This is a genomic window from Sutcliffiella cohnii, from assembly GCF_002250055.1.
GTDB lineage: Bacteria > Bacillota > Bacilli > Bacillales > Bacillaceae_I > Sutcliffiella > Sutcliffiella cohnii.
In genome coordinates this window covers 3,907,574-3,924,646 of the sequence record NZ_CP018866.1, presented here as the reverse complement: position 1 = coordinate 3,924,646, position 17,073 = coordinate 3,907,574, and the positions used below count along the sequence as shown (strand labels likewise).

Below are 17,073 nucleotides of genomic sequence, written 5' to 3'. Positions count from 1 at the left end.
TTAACAAAGGAGCTTTTATATGAATACTTATACAAACGAAAAAACGAAACGGTTATCATTTATTATTATTGATATTAGCATTATTACACTGTCCTATTTCTTAGCGTTTTATATACGAAGTGAAACGTACGTAACAAGAAACTGGGACTCGTTCTTCACGGTACTTCCATACATTATTATAATCAGTACTTTCTTCTTATTTGTTTATGAAGTTAACCCTTCGAGACGAAAAAGAGTATTCGATTATATTGGAAGTATTTTTATTAGTACCGCGTCGATTACAGTAACGACGATGGCTGCTTCGTTCTTCTTTCGAGCGTTTGCATTACCAAGATCGGTTATCCTGCTGTCCTTTATCATTGCGGTTGTGCTCTTAACGCTTTGGAAAGTTGTGTTTTTTGCTTTAAAGAAATCTAAGCCTGAAAAAGTGTTATTAATTGCAGAACCACATGAGAAAAATAAACTAACATATCAAGTAATAGGGACGTTTGCATCAAAAGTAGATGTCGAATACGTGAACTACCATGCACCACTTCCAGAAATATATAACGCGATTAAACGATCTGAAACGATTGTGTTAGGTGCAAAAGATACGGATGAGAAGAAATCTAAAATTATTTATTCCTCTTTTAAAAATGGGAAAAATTTATATTTAGTACCGTCGTTCTATGATTTGTTACTATCCAAATCAGAAATTACACCGTTTGAAGATACGATGTCTCTTGCAATTAAGCCATTCGGTTTAACGATTGATCAACAATTTATGAAACGATTTTTTGATTTAGTTGTTTCTATAGTAGCATTTCCATTTCTTATCCCTTTCTTCCTAATTGGGATGATTTTAATTAAAATCGATGACTGGAAAGGCTCCATCTTTTACACGCAAAAGCGCTTAGGAAAAGATAATAAAGAATTTAATATTATTAAATTTCGTACTATGGTAGAAAATGCAGAAGGTAAAACAGGCCCTACGATGGCAACAGATAAAGATCCGAGAATAACGAAAATCGGTAAATTTTTACGCGCGACAAGAATTGATGAAATCCCACAAATAATAAACGTTTTGAAGGGGGATATGTCCATTGTTGGTCCTCGCCCGGAACGAAGCTTCTTTATTGAAAAGTTTAAGAAAGAATTAAAATCGTATGAATATCGTAATAGTGTGAAGCCAGGTATTACTGGATACGCTCAAATTATGGGTAAATATACGACAAGTGTAGAGGATAAGTTGCGATTTGACCTGCACTACATTAGAAATTATTCAGTTATGTTTGATATCCTTATCATTTTAAGAACGTTATTAGTTATTATTGATAAAGATAAATCAGAAGGTGTAAAAGAACAGCAACCGAGCAACAAGTTAGCTCACAAGCGAAATTAATGAGGAACAGGCTAACTACTATGTTAGTCTGTTTTTCATATTTTCCGGTCATGCTAGAAAAACTAAAGTATCTACGTATGTCTTATTTTGTAATATGTTCTTAACAGTCACTTTACTAATCATACATTTGACTATGATATACTTTTATAAGACATATATGTAAAAAGGAGTAGTAGGAAATGACAATTAAAAAGGTAATTATTCCAGCAGCAGGTTTAGGAACTAGATTTTTACCAGCTACGAAGGCACAGCCAAAAGAAATGCTACCAATTGTAGATAAACCAACGATTCAATATATAGTAGAAGAAGCGGTACAATCAGGAATTGAAGATATTATTATCGTTAGTGGTAGAGGAAAGCGTGCAATTGAGGATCACTTCGATAAATCGTATGAACTAGAAGAGACGTTACTAAAAAAAGAAAAATATGAAATTTTGCATGAAATTCAAGGTATTTCTGAATTAGCAAACATTCACTACATTCGCCAAAAAGAACCTTTAGGATTAGGCCACGCTATTTGGTGTGCAAGAAAGTTTATCGGCAATGATCCGTTTGGTGTTATGTTAGGGGACGACATCGTTAAAGGAGATACACCTTGTTTAAAGCAGCTTATTGATGTATACGATCAATTCGGCTCGTCCGTTGTTGGAATACAAGGTGTTCCTGAAAAAGAAGTATCCAAATACGGTATAGTTGCTCCGAAGGGTGACGAAATTGCTGAAGACGTTGTGAAAATTGCAGGGCTAGTTGAAAAGCCGAACGTTGCAGAAGCTCCTTCCAATTTCGCGATTATGGGAAGATACGTACTAACTGCTGATATTTTTGATATTTTAGAGAAAACTCCTAAAGGTTCTGGTGGAGAAATCCAATTAACAGATGCAATCAATAGTTTAAATGGAATCCAACAAGTGCTAGCATATCAATTTAGCGGAACGAGATACGATGTAGGAGATAAATTCGGATTTGTGAAGGCGACAATCGATTTCAGTTTGGATCGTGAAGACTTACGAGATGAAGTTGTTCAATATTTACAAACACTTCAATATCAAAATTACAAAACGAAAGCCTGAGGAGCGATAATGGAGAGTAAAACGCACGTTATCGTCGCTACAGGCGATTGGGACCAAGATCATTTACGTTACCGTAGACACCGTTTAGCAGAATTTTTATTAAAACAAAGAGACACGGAAGAAGTGATATGGGTTTGTCCCACTACCGGAAAACAAAGCTTCCAGAAACTTTCTAACGGAATTGTGCAATACGGAATTCCTGATGTGCATAGTCATAAATTGTTTCGCTTTGGAAGATATTTTGATTTATTTTATAAACATAAATTAAAAGCACTACAAGCGCATTTGCAGAGTAAAGGTACGAAAAAATACTTATGGTATACGTTTCCTGGCTTTCCGGCCATTCAGAAGCTAATTGACTGGGAAACAACTACCTACGATTGTAGCGATTTGTGGGCTTCTTCCATGACTGGTAAAAAAAATATTGTGCTAAAACTTAGGGAGCAGAGCATTGTACAAGCGGAAGAAAGAATTGTCCGAACGGTCGATAAGCTATTTGCTACGTCAGACTTCTTAAATGACTATCTTGTAAAAACGTATAATCCTGCCCAAAAGCCACTGACGTTAGAAAACGGAGTAGAATATCACCTGTTTGAGGAGCGAGTTAAGCTAAGTAAAGGTAATGACCTGTCAGGCTCTGTAATTGGCTATATCGGGGGAATTAAGCCGAAATTAGACTTTGACTTGCTTAATGAGGTGATGAAGCATAGAGGGGATTGGACGTTGTTACTAGCTGGCCCCGAAGGAACGAATGGTGACCCAACTTTTCACCAGTTACTTCAAAACGAAAATGTTAAGTATTTAGGTAAAATTCAACCGAATGAAGTACCAGCTTGGTTAAATAAAATTGATATTGGCTTACTACCGTACAAACCGTCCGAATATAATAAAGCGGTATTTCCGCTAAAGTTATTTGAGTATTTGGCTGCAGGCAAGCCGATAGTCGGCTATAATTTACCCTCAACGAAAAAGTATCAACAAGAGTGGATTTACGAATATGGAGAGGGTAGAAATGTTGACGAATTTATCGCCCATTGTTCCAAACTATTAGCTGATAACAACGAGAAGCATGTAGAAGACAGAAAAAAACTAGCAGAGAGCAAAGATTGGAATAACATATTTAAAAAAATGTATATGATCGTAGTAGGAAAATAAAAGGCTCGCAGTTATTTAGCTGCGAGCCTTTTATTATGGAGTACCAGGTTGTGCTGGTGGAATCGTTGTTTCTGGTGTTCCCTCTGTTCCTTCTTCATCGATAGTTAATGCAGATTCAGGTAGTATACCTAAATGAACTTTGAGCTCTGTTTGAACCTCTTGAAGTGCTATTTCATCAGGAATGAAATAATAGATATTGTTTATATAGTCGTCCGTACCTTTAATGCTTAGCTGTTCAATTTTCGACGTATTAAAGTTCGAGTATACGGATGTAAGTCCAATAGCATCTGTTATCCGTACATTCGTCTCAATATTTTGTCCTAATTCTCTAGCGATACGATCGATTCGCAATAAATTTTGTGGGGAGGTAAGTTCATTAATAGTAGCTTCCACAATTTGTTTTTGTCGATCATTACGACCGAAATCCCCACGAGGATCTTTTTTTCTCATTCTAGCGTATGCTAGTGCTTCTTCCCCACCTAACGTCATTTCACCTTCAGTGAAGTGAATATCATAACGCGGTCTCGTATCACTTCGTTCTGAGAAACTAAACGGAACATCAACCGTTACTCCGCCAACAATATCAATAATATTTTTAAAACCATCAAAGTTTACTGTTGCAAAATAATCAACAGGAACCCCGAGTAATTCTTCTATACGGTCAATCGTCATTTCTTTCCCGCCATAAGCGTGTGCATGATTAATTTTGGAGTAATAGTTACGATCTGGGAAGAACACTCTAGTATCACGGGGGATACTTAGGAGCTTCATCGTTTGTGTGTCAGGATTGAACGTTGCTAGCATTAATGTATCCGTTCTTCCGTTCGTTCCTCCGGTAGAATAATCCTCAATCCCCATTAAAAGAACAGAGAATGGATCTTTTCCCATCGTAATTTCTGTTTCCCTTAATTTTGACTTATTCCCTCTATCTATTTCTGTGTAAGCGTCATTTGCTGCTCGAACTGTTTCATATACTAAATACCCTGCATATCCACCGACTATTAAGAATAGCGTAAGAATTGTAACTAATATCGTTCGCTTCTTTCTACTCTTTTTAGTCTTTTTCATTGAGACCCTTGAATTTTTATCCATAATAAAATTCCCCTCGTTATAGTTCTGTTTCTAAATAAGTGGTGGAGCCTTTAATAATATCGGCTTTCCCATTTGTTAAGTTAACCATCCACTCTTTGAACTGATTTGTTTCAGATTCAAGAACATACGTGTCGATTGTAATGTTTTCTAAATAATGAATTTCCTTTAAGGAGTAGTGAGAATTTCTTAATTCGTTTTCTACTTTCCCTAGTAATGTATAATCAATCGTTGTATGCATTATTCTCATCAATTTTCGCTCAACTATGCCTATTGATGTTAATCCTTCTGAAACTGCCTTTCCATATGCTCTTACTAACCCACCTGCACCAAGCTTCACGCCACCAAAATAACGGGTTACGACAACAACTGTATCTTTTAACCCTTTTTTCTTTAATACTTCCAACATCGGCACTCCGGCTGTACCGCTTGGTTCACCGTCATCATTTGCTTTTTGGAATTGATCGTTTTCACCAATTAAATAAGCAGAGCAATTATGAGTAGCGTTCCAATGCTTCTTTTTTATGTCTTGTATGAAAGTTTCTGCCTCTTCGACAGTGGTCGCTCTATTGATGTATGCAATAAATCTTGACTTTTGAATAGAAATTTCGTGTTCTCCGTACTCTTTCACGGTATAATAATGGGATAACAAGGTTTCACTTCCTCACTTATTGTACTAGGTATAAGAAACCATACATTTTATTATAAGGTCATTGTATTAGTACATCAATTGAAAAATTGTGCAAATCCTTTATATTTCGACAAAATGAGAAAAATTTAATGTAAATGTAACAAACGTCACATTACTGGATTATGTAAATTTCTAGATTTCACTATAAACTATCCGTTGTACCCCCACAAACAAAGAGGTGCAAAGGTAATGATATATTGTTCGTGTTATAATGTGTGTAGGTAAAAAGAACTACTCACTCCGCCTAATGAGAACAATATTCTTTTAAGAATACAGGGACTTTTGGAGGATGTTCGATGTCACGTAAAGTTATAAACTCAAAACAACTAGATGAAATACTTGATAAAATGATTCAAACGGTTCAGAAGAGTAAATCAGAAGTTTTTGAAATCGGTGAGTCTTCTCGGAAAGAATTTGAAAGCCTATCTGAAGAGTTAAAAGTAATTAAAGTAGAAGTGGAGCAATTAATCCAACAGCAAGATTCTTTAGAAAATCTCGTTCGGTCTGCAAGAAACCGACTATCAGAAGTGAGTAAGCAATTTACAAAATATAGTGAAGAACAAATAAGACAAGCCTATGATCAAGCTCATGCCCTTCAATTAAAGCTTCATTCATTAGCACAGAAAGAAGCTGTATTAAGGGTAAGACGAGATGAAATCGAAAGGCGCCTCATTGGAATTGAAGAAACGATATCAAAGGCCGAACAACTAGTAAGTCAAATTTCCGTTGTCCTAAATTACATGACTAACGATCTTCAACAAGTAGGCGAACTGATTGCTGATGCTGCGGAAAAAAGAGAATTTGGCTTTAAAATTATGGAGGCTCAAGAAGAGGAGAGAAGGAAGCTTTCTCGTGAAATTCATGATGGCCCAGCCCAAATGCTTGCAAATGTCATGATGCGCTCCGATCTTATTGAACGAACTTATCGGGAAAAAGGCAAGGATGCTGCATTAGTAGAAATCAAAGATTTAAAAGTAATGGTACGAAATGCATTATACGAAGTGCGCAGAATTATATATGATTTGCGCCCGATGGCGTTAGACGATCTCGGATTAATCCCTACCTTAAAAAAATATATTTCGACAATCGAAGAGTACAATAAAGAAAAACCGAGTATCCAGTTTGTAGAGATTGGAACAGACACTAGACTATCTAATGACTTAGAAGTAGCTATATTCCGACTAGTTCAAGAGTCCGTACAAAATGCAATTAAACATTCACGGGCTCGACTTATTCAAGTGAAATTGGAAATTACGAAAAAGAAAGTGTACATCCTAGTGAAAGATGATGGAGTCGGCTTTGATACGACTGTAAAAAAAGCAGAATCATTTGGTTTATTAGGAATGAAGGAACGGGTAGATTTAATAGGTGGGGAGTTAACGATTCAGTCTCAACCTAAAAAAGGGACAATCGTATTAATACAAATACCGACAGATTGATATTAGGGAGATGAGAAAGATGGAAAAAACAAAAATTGTAATTATAGACGATCATCAACTATTTCGTGAAGGTGTTAAACGTATTTTAGACTTCGAACCAAATTTTCAAGTAGTTGCAGAAGGTGACGACGGAAACGAAGCAGTAAGTTTAATTAATCAATATTCACCTGATGTGGTCATTATGGATATAAACATGCCAGATATAAATGGAGTAGAAGCGACAAAACAATTAGTGGAAGAGAACCCAGATACGAAGGTAATCATGCTTTCAATCCATGACGACGAAAACTATGTAACACATGCATTAAAATCAGGAGCATGTGGCTATTTACTAAAAGACATGGACGCAGATGCACTAGTAGATGCTGTGAAAGTAGTTGCTGAAGGTGGCTCATACCTACACCCGAAAGTAACGCACAACCTAGTAAAAGAGTACCGCCGTCTAGCAAACAACGACCACGTAACGGTTGGTCACGTAAATGGTGTATTACAACAATTAGAAATTCGCCGCCCGCTACATTTATTAACACGTCGCGAATGTGAAGTCCTTCAACTTCTAGCAGACGGAAAAAGTAACAAATCCATCGGAGAAGCTTTATACATAAGTGAAAAAACGGTGAAAAACCACGTAAGTAACATTTTACAAAAAATGAACGTAAACGACCGCACACAAGCCGTAGTAGTTGCCATCAAAAACGGCTGGGTCGAAGTACGATAAGCCCACAGGAGAACAAAGCTGCTGGGGCTTTTTCTTTTTGTCTTTTGGGAGCGAGGTAGGTAGTTGGAGCATAAGATCTCTCGGTTGGCGTAAAAGTGAGTTCGCTTGGCGTAAAAGTGAGTTGGGTTGGCCGAAAGTTGACTGCGGTTGGCGTGAAAGTGAGTTGGGTTGGCCGAAAGTTGACTGCGGTTGGCGTGAAAGTGAGTTGGGTTGGCCGAAAAGTGCCTGCAGTTGGCGTGAAAGCGAGTTGGGTTGGCCGAAAAGTGCCTGCAGTTGGCGTGAAAGCGAGTTGGGTTGGCCGAAAAGTGCCTGCAGTTGGCGTGAAAGCGAGTTGGGTTGGCCGAAAAGTGCCTGCAGTTGGCGTGAAAGCGAGTTGGGTTGGCCGAAAAGTGCCTGCAGTTGGCCTGAAAGTGAGTTGGGATGGCCGAAAATTGACTGCAGTTGGCGTGAAATCAAGTTGGGTTGGCCGAAAAGCGACTGCAGTTGGCCTGAAAGTGAGTTGGGATGGCCGAAAATTGACTGCAGTTGGCGTGAAATCAAGTTGGGTTGGCCGAAAAGCGACTGCAGTTGGCGTGAAAGCTAGTTGTGATGGCCGAAAATTGACTGCAGTTGGCGCGAAAGCAAGTTGGGTTGGCCGAAAAGCGACTGCAGTTGGCGTGAAAGTGAGTTGGGTTGGCCGAAAAGCGACTGCAGTTGGCGTGAAAGCAAGTTGGGTTGGCCGAAAAGTGCCTGCAGTTGGCGCGAAAGCAATTTCAGATGGCCGAAAAGGAGCCCCAGTTGGCGTGAAATCAAGTTCCGTTTGGCCGAAAAAGTATCGCAATTGGCGTAATTAGCAGCGGACTTACAAAATAGTGTCCCCAGCTGGTACTAAAAACGAGTCCGATTAGTAATGAAACCTCAGTTTCAGCTAAACTTAAATCAAGAATTTTTTAAAAAATATAAGTAATAGAAGGGATTTTTGCAAAAATGAAGAAGTATTTAAATGATATAATTAGTTAGGAGTGATTTTTATTAAAGAGAGAACAAAACCGATTTATCTTCTGAAGTTAGAAGCTGCATTGAGGCGAGTCCCAGATACGCATCCAAATAAACAAATGATATTAAAAGAGTATTTAAAACATCAATCAGGGTTCAGAGGCGAAAAAACTGTAGATTATTATTTATCACTTCTCCCAAAAGAGCAAACAATTATCCTTCCTAATCTCCGTCTACAAAACAACAATAACTTTCACTTTCAAATGGATACATTAGTACTTAATCCAAGATTTTTCTTAATTATTGAATCTAAAAATACCTCAGGGGAACTTGTTTATGATATAGAGACAAATGAGTTAGTTAGAAAGAAGGGGACAGAAATGGAATTGTTCTCTGATCCAGTACTACAAGTTGAAAGACAAAAAATACAATTAATTGAATTCCTACGTTTATTGAATATCCAACCAACGCCTCTTCTTACACTTGCCGTCTTAACAAACTCCTCCGTTTCGTTAAAAATGAAGTCAGATTATATGAAAATCCCTAGAAATTTAATTAGAGCTGAGGCATTACCAAGTAAACTAACAGAAATGAATCAATCATATAAAAAAGAGTATATCAATTATCAGGACCTAAAAAAGCTAGGTAGGATACTAGTAAAAAGAGATAGACCTTATAATCCAAATGTGTTAGAAAAATTTGATGTGAAAAAAGAGGAGTTAATAAGTGGGATACATTGTCCACGTTGTTTTAATTTTAATTTGATAAAAAGTAGAAAAGGGCATTGGAAGTGTGAATCTTGCGAGTTTATTAGTAAAGATGCTTTCAAATTTTCATTAAATGATTATTTGCTTTTGGTTAATAGTGGAATAAATAATTGTGAATTAAGAAACTTCCTAAAAATAACTGCTCCGAGGTCTGCGTTAAGGCTCCTCTCGAACTATAAAAAGACTGGGAATACAAAGGGAACAACCTACCACTTAACTTATTACGATGGCTAGAGCAACAACCTACTTTTAACATAAATATACCCCAAGGTTATACCACTCTCTCTTATTTTATAGTAAGATAAAAGTAAGAAAACTATTCTATGCTAAGGAAGGTTTTAATCTAATATGAAAACTGCGATTGTTACAGATAGTACTGCGTATTTACCGAAGGAACTTCGTGAGCAGCATAATATACATATGATTCCATTGAATGTCATCTTTGGAGAAGAATCTTATCAAGAAGAAGTGGAAATAACAGCAGGGCAATTTTATGAAGAAATAAAAAATCGCCCTGATTTGCCTTCAACATCTCAACCGGCGATTGGGAAGTTTGTAGAGCTTTTTGAATCACTAGCGAAAGATTATGATGCTATTGTTAGTATTCATCTCTCCAGTGGAATTAGTGGGACGTATCAAGGAGCGGTAGCGGCTGCGGACATGGTAGATAGTGCTGTTGTTCACGTGTTTGATACGGAAATTAGCTGTATGGTACAAGGCTTTTATGCAATTGAAGCGGCAGAAATGGCGAAAGAAGGTAAGGGTGCGGACGCGATTATGGCCCGTCTTCAAGATATGAAAAGAACGATGCGTGCATACTTTATGGTTGATGACCTATCCAATCTACAACGTGGTGGTCGTTTAAGTAGTGCTCAAGCGTTTGTCGGAAGTCTTTTACAGGTGAAGCCACTCCTTCATTTTGTTGATAAAAAGATCGTGCCGTTTGAAAAAATTCGCACACGCAAAAAAGCGGTAAAACGCATTTTAGATTTATTCGATGATGATGCAAAACTAGGTGCTCCGATGCGAGCAGTTATTATTCACGGTAATCAAGAAAGTGAAGCAGAAGAATTAAAAGCAGAGCTATCAGAAAAATACCCTCACGTTGAATTTTACGTAAGCTATTTTGGACCTGTAATCGGAACGCACTTAGGAGAAGGTGCCCTCGGTGTTGGCTGGTATTTAAAATAATATAGAAAACACTGTAGAAATGCAGTGTTTTTTCTCACTTTTAAGGAGGAATTTTGACGCGAGCATCGTAATATAAAAATGAAAGGAGGATACCATGAGATTTGCAAGTCAAAACGAATATGTTATACCAGAAACCTTATTACCTGAACCACTACCGACCAAAAAAATGAATGCTTTTCCTTCGATAAAAACTCCGACACGAAACCTTAAATTTACTTTTTCAAAACAACTGCAACAACATTTAGCAGGAAGACGTTTATTGCTAGACGAAATCCCGTTCCTAATCGACGAAATCCAATCTCACTATGAAAATGGCTATATAACGTATGAGCCGGGAATCTCTAACCAAACTTGTACCCGTTGTGGAAACAGTGATCCGCAGCTTTTTGCGAGCTTTCAATGTGCTCGTTGCGAAGAGCTTTGCACGTACTGCCGAAAGTGCATCATGATGGGAAGGGTGAGTGAATGTACACCGCTTGTCAAATGGACAGGCCCTCCGATTATTTTCCACACACAAACAAATCCGTTACATTGGGAAGGTACTTTATCGCCAGGGCAACAAGCTGCATCCGACGAAGTAGTTCAAGCGATAGAGCAAAAGAAAGAACTGCTAGTTTGGGCTGTTTGTGGTGCTGGAAAAACGGAAGTACTCTTTGAAGGAATCGAGAAAGCGATACAGCTTGGCCACCGAATTTGCCTTTGCACCCCAAGAACAGACGTCGTACTCGAACTTTCTCCACGGATTAAACAAGCATTCCCTACAACTGAAATGGCTACTCTTTACGGTGGAAGTGAGGAGCGGATGAAAAATGCCCAACTGACAATTACGACGACCCATCAGCTTCTCCGCTTCCATAAAGCATTCGATACAATCATCATTGATGAAGTGGATGCCTTTCCGTATTCCATCGATGCATCACTTCAATACGCTGTACAACAGGCGCAAAAAGAACAAAGTGCAACGATTTACCTTTCCGCCACGCCATCCACCGACATGCAGCGCAACGTACAGCTCAAAAAACTTCATGCTGTCACCATACCGGCCCGCTACCATCGCCATGCCCTACCAGTACCAACGTTCCATTGGTGTGGAAATTGGAAAAAGAAATTAGAAAAGGGGAGGCTACCTCTCCAAGTGACGGGTTGGATAAAAAAACATCTACAACAAGGAAAACAGCTATTTTTATTTCTCCCGGATATAAAAAAGATGGAGGGAATTATGACACTCCTACAATCTCAGTTCCATGAAAAAATAGATTCCGTTCACGCAGAAGACCCCGACCGCAAAGAAAAAGTATCCCAGTTTCGCAACGGTTCAACTCGTCTGCTCCTGACAACGACAATACTTGAAAGAGGAGTCACCGTCCCAGACGTGCAAGTCGGAGTGTTTGGTGCAGAAGATCCGATTTTTACCGAAAGTGCACTCGTTCAAATTGCTGGTCGTGCTGGTCGGAGTGCCCACGCTCCAAACGGAGATATTCGTTTTTTCCACTACGGCAAAACAACCGAAATGGTGCGGGCCCGCCAACATATTTTAAAAATGAACAATCGTGCGAAAGAGGCTGGTTATATTGAGTAAATGTTTTATTTGTGAAGGTGACAATTCCGCACAGTTTACTTGGACAACTCTTTTTTCCAACGAAACAGATGTCACTTGTGCCGACTGTGAAAAGAAGTTCGAGCTCATAACTGGCGACACTTGCCCGAAATGCTCCCGCCCACAAAGTGACGCTACTGTATGTGACGACTGTAAAAAATGGGAAATGGACGAACAGTATAAAGGAACACTTCACCGGAACATATCCGTATATGCTTACAACGATTTTATGAAAGAAGTGCTCGCGCAATATAAATTTCGTGGTGATGTGGCGTTAGTAAAAGTTTTCCAAAAAAAGTGGACAGCGGCATTCCAACACCACTTTCCCGAAAAAGACCTACTACTCGTACCAATCCCGTTAGGAAAAGACCGACTTTACGAACGAGGTTTCAACCAAACGCTTGCTTTAACAGAAATGCTACCAGGTCAATTCGCTGATATTTTAACGAAAAACGAAACAGTAAAGCAGTCGAAAAAATCCCGACACGAGCGCTTGCGAACGGAAAATAGTTTTGAAGTAAAACAACCTCCACCTGAAAAAAGAATCGTCCTCATTGACGACATATACACAACCGGTACGACGATTCGAATGGCTGCAAAACGGTTAAAAGAGGCAGGTGCAACGGAAATATCATCCTTCACCCTCGTTCGTAGTTAACATTTTGTGAAATTGTACGATATAAAAGATAGAAGAAAAGCGGGAGAGGATGTTACCGATGGAACAGCTTACGAATTGTGCAAACTGTGGTCAGCTTCATATTAAAAATTCTGTGCGTGATGTTTGTGAGACATGTTATAGGCAAGAAGAAGAAGCGTACACAACAGTATATAAATTCATTCGTCAACGAGTAAATCGGACAGCAACGATGCAACAAGTAGTAGATGGTACTGGTGTTGAGGAGAAGCTTATTATAAAATTTATAAAAAAAGGCCGAATTCAGGTTAGCCAATTTCCAAACTTAGGTTATCCGTGTGACCGTTGTGGGGCGTACATTAAAACAGGTAAACTTTGTGATGACTGTAAAAAAGATATTAATAGTCAAATCTCGGCTTTGGACCGTGAAGAAGAGAGAAACCGTGCTGAAGAAAAAATTAAAACGTACCATGCTGTAAAAGGTGCAAAAGGAATTTGGGATAAATAATAAACTTTTTATATTTTTTACCGATACTAATAATAGATATTTGTACGAGAAGAGGGATACGATGAAAATTAATCATATTGGACCTTCCGGGATTAATCCATATAAACGTAATCAAATGAATCAACAGCCAAAATCTGTTAGTTCTTTTAAAGAAGATAAGGTAGAAATTTCTACAGAAGCAAAGGGATTACAAGAAATGAACCAAATCCAAACAGCGCGTGAAGAAAAAGTAAATAAGCTGAAAATCGCGGTTGAAAACGGTACGTATAAAGTAGACCCTAACGTTGTAGCAAATAAAATGATTGATTTTTATTACAAAAAATAAGGTAGGGATCCGGCAATGACTTTACAACCAGTGATCGTAATAATGGAAAAATTGCTAGCCCTTCATGAAGGTTTATTACAGCTAGCTGTGAAAAAGACAGACATCGTCAAGTCTGGTGACGCAAAGGAATTGCAGCAGCTAACAAAAGAAGAAAACAAATTTGTAAAAGCAATCGGTCAACTAGAGCAAGAGCGTCTAACACTTACAGCAAATTTAGGTACGGGTGCTACCATTTCGGAGCTTATCGAAAAAGCGACAGATTCAGAAGCGGACAAGCTTCTACAATTGAAAGATAAATTAACTCACGTTATTAAACAATTACAAGAACGGAACGAACTAAACGAAGGACTTTTACAACAATCATTACAATTTGTCCAAGTCACGTTAAACTCTATAAACCCAGAGCCAACGTCCGTAACGTACGAAAAGGCTGCAACAGGGAAGAAGCCAGCTACACCAACTCGTTCGATGTTCGATTCAAAAGCATAGGAGGAAAAACAGATGCGTTCAACGTTTCATAGTCTTGAAGTTGCAAGACGTGGACTTACCACTCAACAAACAGCATTACAAGTTACGGGGCATAATATTGCCAATGCTAATACACCTGGTTACTCACGCCAACGAGTAAACTTCGTCCAAACAGAACCTTATCCTCCTGCTTCGATGAATCGTCCGCAAATACCTGGTCAGTTAGGAACGGGTGTAGAGGCAGGAAGTATTCAACGTGTACGCGAAAGTTTTCTAGATATTCAATTTCGCGGAGAAAACAATAAGTTCGGCTACTGGTCAACGAAAGCGGATTCCTTACAAAAGATGGAGGAAATAATGAACGAGCCATCTGATACTGGTCTATCGAAAACGTTAGACCGCTTTTGGCAGTCATTCCAGGATTTAGCTGTAAATCCAACGAATACAGGTGCTCGTTCTGTAGTTCGCCAACGAGGAATTGCGGTAGCGGAAACGTTTAATTATTTATCAGATTCTATGAAATCTATACAACAAGACTTAAAGAACGAGATTAATGTTACGGCAAAACAAATAAATTCTTTATCAACAAGAATTAATAACTTAAATGAACAAATAGCGAGTGTAGAACCACACGGACTATTACCGAATGATTTATATGATGAAAGAGACCGTTTAGTGGACGAGCTTTCTTCATTAGTTAATATTAAAGTAACTCCAGTTAAATCTGGTGGTAATGCGTTAGAAATAGCAGAAGGTAAATATAGTATTGAATTAGTAGACGATAACGGTGTTCCAATACCTATGGCTGGAAAACTAGTGGATGGGCAAACAAATAGAGTAAATCATCTTGATGTTAAATATGACAATACGACAGGGTTAGTAAGTGAAATTTCCATCGGCGGTATTGTGTCATTAGAGACAGACCAGTTTAAATCAGCAGGAAAACTAAAAGCTCTTTTTGAGTCACACGGGTACATGAAAGGGACAGAAGAAAAAGGCCTTTATCCAGAAATGTTAAAAGCGTTAGACACGATGGCTTTTGATTTCATTACCGAATTTAACCGTGTTCATAATGAAGGCTGGAGCGTATCTAGCATCGAGGCGGGAGAACATACAGAATATAACTTCTTTGCCCCGTTAGATAGTAGCGATGGTGCTGCAAAGGCGATTAAACTGGATGATGTAATCTATGATTCTTTAAATAATATCGCTGCTTCGTCAAACGGAAATTTAGGTGACGGACAAGGGGCAATTGCACTTGCTGAAGTGAAAAATAGCGCGTTAAATATTGGTGGAGACACTACGACTATTCAAAACTTTTACGAAAGTTTAATAGGCTCAATGGCAGTAGACGCTCAAGAAGCAAATCGACTTTCGTATAATAGTGATACGTTACGACTTTCTGTTGACCAACGTCGCCAATCGGTAAGCTCCGTTTCATTAGATGAAGAAATGACCAATATGATTCAATTCCAGCATGCCTATAACGCATCTGCAAGAATGATTACAGCAACAGATGAAATATTAGATAGAATTATTAACGGTATGGGATTAGTAGGAAGGTAGGTGAACAGCTATGCGTGTAACACAATCAATGTTAGCAGGTAACTCCTTGCGCCATATTAGCCAAGGTTTCAATAAAATGGGCAAATTACAGGAACAGCTTTCTACTGGTAAAAAGATTACTCGTCCTTCAGATGACCCAGTTGTTGCGATGAAGGGAATGTACTACAGAACAAACTTAACAGAAGTTCAACAATATAAGCGAAACCTTTCCGAAGCTTATGCGTGGATGGAAGAGTCCGAGGCTGCGATTGAACAAGGTTCGAATGTATTGAGTCGTGTAAGGGAGCTATTAGTACAGGGGTTAAATGGAACGCTTCAAGATGAAGATAAAAATGCTATTGCTTCCGAAGTTGGGCAATTAAAAGAAGCACTTGTGCAAGTGGCAAATACGCAATTTACTGGGCGATATATTTTCAATGGAACAGCGATAAATGAACCGCGAGTTACAGATGGAAGCGCCCCGGCTACAGTTAAGGACTTAAACGAGCCATTCATGATTGAAGTATCAAAGGGAATAAAGCTTCAAGCGAATATTGATGCGAACAACGTATTTAACGAGGAATTATTTACAATCATGAATCAAATTGAACAAGGCTTAACAGGTGATGACTCTGTAGACTTAGACGCTTTTCTAGGTAGATTAGATAACCAAATCGACAGCATGAACGCCGAACGTTCAGAGCTCGGTGCTCGTTATAATCGCTTAGAAATGATTGATGATCGCCTTGCATATCAAGAATATGTTGCGACTAGAGTGTTATCCGATAACGAAGATGCTCACCTAGAAGAAGTTATTACCGATTTAATCACTGCTGAAAGTGTACACCGTGCTGCATTAGGTGTAGGTGCAAGAATTATTCAGCCTTCTTTATTAGACTTTTTAAGATAATTTTAGCTATCTACTTTTTGTAGGTAGCTTTCTTTTTAGGAGGGAGACTATGAAAATACCTCAAATAACGATAGAAACAAAGCCATTTATTATGGAATCATCGAGTACATGGCATACGCTTGAAATTGAACAACCCCAAGCAACGATTGATATTCAACAGCCTCATGCGGAAGTATCAATGCAAACGATACCGAGTAAATTGACAATTGACCAAACACAAGCATGGGAGGACATGGGATTAAAACATATATTTCGTTCCATTGAGGAAGAAGCAAAAAAAGGACATCAGCATGTTCAAGAAGGAATGGCCCGTAGAGCAAGCGATGGCGACGAGTTAATGAAGATCGAGAATAAATATAATGCATTAACCGAAATTAGTAAAAGGAATGGAACGAGGAAAATGCATGAATTCAACATTGGCTTTATTCCATCGCCTTTTAGTGTCAAAATAGATTATCAACCAAGCGAGTTAAATGTTGATGTGAAAGTGAATAAAGCGATCATTAATAGTCACGCTAATAAAGTGAATTTAACGTATCAACCAGGAAGTTTAGATTTTGAGATTAAGCAATATAATTCAATTGATATAGATTTTAAAATATAAGGATGG

Annotated in this window: 18 protein-coding genes; 16 read left to right on the top strand and 2 right to left on the bottom strand. The window is 38.3% G+C overall.

Annotation, left to right across the window (positions count from 1 at the left end):
- Nucleotides 1–19 precede the first annotated feature (19 nt).
- The 3 genes from BC6307_RS19865 (at nucleotide 20) to tuaH (ending at nucleotide 3,606) form a co-directional block, all read left to right on the top strand.
- Nucleotides 20–1,381, top strand: coding sequence for a sugar transferase (locus tag BC6307_RS19865; RefSeq protein ID WP_066420451.1), 1,362 nt, complete (start codon nucleotides 20–22; stop codon nucleotides 1,379–1,381).
- Between the two features lie 179 nt (nucleotides 1,382–1,560).
- Complete coding sequence (galU, locus tag BC6307_RS19860; RefSeq protein WP_066420453.1) at nucleotides 1,561–2,451, top strand: UTP--glucose-1-phosphate uridylyltransferase GalU; 891 nt, start codon at nucleotides 1,561–1,563, stop codon at nucleotides 2,449–2,451.
- Nucleotides 2,452–2,460: 9 nt separating this feature from the next.
- Nucleotides 2,461–3,606, top strand: a complete 1,146-nt coding sequence (tuaH, locus tag BC6307_RS19855) for a teichuronic acid biosynthesis protein TuaH (protein ID WP_066420455.1) — start codon at nucleotides 2,461–2,463, stop codon at nucleotides 3,604–3,606.
- Between the two features lie 33 nt (nucleotides 3,607–3,639).
- On the opposite strand, the gene BC6307_RS19850 is transcribed toward tuaH, so the two are convergent.
- Together BC6307_RS19850 and BC6307_RS19845 are read right to left on the bottom strand one after the other, a co-directional pair.
- Entirely contained in the window at nucleotides 3,640–4,698 is a 1,059-nt protein-coding gene (locus BC6307_RS19850; protein ID WP_084380685.1) for an LCP family protein, read from the bottom strand.
- A 16-nt stretch (nucleotides 4,699–4,714) separates the two neighbouring features.
- On the bottom strand, nucleotides 4,715–5,347 hold the full coding sequence (locus BC6307_RS19845; RefSeq protein ID WP_066420456.1) for a YigZ family protein: 633 nt from the start codon (nucleotides 5,345–5,347) through the stop codon (nucleotides 4,715–4,717).
- Nucleotides 5,348–5,682: 335 nt separating this feature from the next.
- On the opposite strand from BC6307_RS19845, the gene BC6307_RS19840 reads away from it, so the two are divergent.
- The 13 genes from BC6307_RS19840 (at nucleotide 5,683) to BC6307_RS19775 (ending at nucleotide 17,067) form a co-directional block, all read left to right on the top strand.
- Nucleotides 5,683–6,825, top strand: a complete 1,143-nt coding sequence (locus BC6307_RS19840) for a sensor histidine kinase (protein WP_066420457.1) — start codon at nucleotides 5,683–5,685, stop codon at nucleotides 6,823–6,825.
- 19 nt (nucleotides 6,826–6,844) lie between these two features.
- Nucleotides 6,845–7,543: a response regulator gene (locus BC6307_RS19835; RefSeq protein WP_066420458.1), complete on the top strand. Its 699-nt coding sequence runs from the start codon at nucleotides 6,845–6,847 to the stop codon at nucleotides 7,541–7,543.
- Between the two features lie 95 nt (nucleotides 7,544–7,638).
- Nucleotides 7,639–8,376: a hypothetical protein gene (locus BC6307_RS25140; RefSeq protein WP_169714894.1), complete on the top strand. Its 738-nt coding sequence runs from the start codon at nucleotides 7,639–7,641 to the stop codon at nucleotides 8,374–8,376.
- A 168-nt stretch (nucleotides 8,377–8,544) separates the two neighbouring features.
- Nucleotides 8,545–9,519, top strand: coding sequence for a nuclease-related domain-containing protein (locus tag BC6307_RS19820; protein ID WP_066419079.1), 975 nt, complete (start codon nucleotides 8,545–8,547; stop codon nucleotides 9,517–9,519).
- 114 nt (nucleotides 9,520–9,633) lie between these two features.
- On the top strand, nucleotides 9,634–10,476 hold the full coding sequence (locus BC6307_RS19815) for a DegV family protein (protein ID WP_066419081.1): 843 nt from the start codon (nucleotides 9,634–9,636) through the stop codon (nucleotides 10,474–10,476).
- Nucleotides 10,477–10,570: 94 nt separating this feature from the next.
- Nucleotides 10,571–12,055 carry an ATP-dependent helicase ComFA gene (locus BC6307_RS19810; RefSeq protein ID WP_084380594.1) on the top strand — a complete coding sequence of 495 codons (1,485 nt, stop codon included), beginning with the start codon at nucleotides 10,571–10,573 and terminating at the stop codon, nucleotides 12,053–12,055.
- On the top strand, nucleotides 12,048–12,731 hold the full coding sequence (locus BC6307_RS19805) for a ComF family protein (RefSeq protein WP_094366189.1): 684 nt from the start codon (nucleotides 12,048–12,050) through the stop codon (nucleotides 12,729–12,731). Before BC6307_RS19810 ends, BC6307_RS19805 begins: the two co-directional genes overlap by 8 nt.
- Nucleotides 12,732–12,789: 58 nt before the next feature.
- Nucleotides 12,790–13,215, top strand: a complete 426-nt coding sequence (locus BC6307_RS19800; RefSeq protein ID WP_066419083.1) for a TIGR03826 family flagellar region protein — start codon at nucleotides 12,790–12,792, stop codon at nucleotides 13,213–13,215.
- 61 nt (nucleotides 13,216–13,276) lie between these two features.
- Nucleotides 13,277–13,540, top strand: a complete 264-nt coding sequence (flgM, locus tag BC6307_RS19795; protein WP_066419086.1) for a flagellar biosynthesis anti-sigma factor FlgM — start codon at nucleotides 13,277–13,279, stop codon at nucleotides 13,538–13,540.
- A 15-nt stretch (nucleotides 13,541–13,555) separates the two neighbouring features.
- Nucleotides 13,556–14,029: a flagellar protein FlgN gene (locus BC6307_RS19790; protein ID WP_066419089.1), complete on the top strand. Its 474-nt coding sequence runs from the start codon at nucleotides 13,556–13,558 to the stop codon at nucleotides 14,027–14,029.
- A gap of 12 nt (nucleotides 14,030–14,041) precedes the next feature.
- The gene (flgK, locus tag BC6307_RS19785) at nucleotides 14,042–15,574 is read left to right on the top strand and encodes a flagellar hook-associated protein FlgK (RefSeq protein WP_066419091.1); all 1,533 of its coding nucleotides are present in this window, start codon (nucleotides 14,042–14,044) and stop codon (nucleotides 15,572–15,574) included.
- A 10-nt stretch (nucleotides 15,575–15,584) separates the two neighbouring features.
- Nucleotides 15,585–16,463 (top strand): flagellar hook-associated protein FlgL, encoded by an 879-nt coding sequence (gene flgL / locus BC6307_RS19780; protein ID WP_066419094.1) that lies wholly within the window; start codon nucleotides 15,585–15,587, stop codon nucleotides 16,461–16,463.
- 49 nt (nucleotides 16,464–16,512) lie between these two features.
- A complete protein-coding gene (locus BC6307_RS19775) occupies nucleotides 16,513–17,067 on the top strand; it encodes a DUF6470 family protein (RefSeq protein ID WP_066419097.1) in 555 nt (184 codons plus the stop codon).
- The last annotated feature ends 6 nt before the right edge of the window (nucleotides 17,068–17,073 follow it).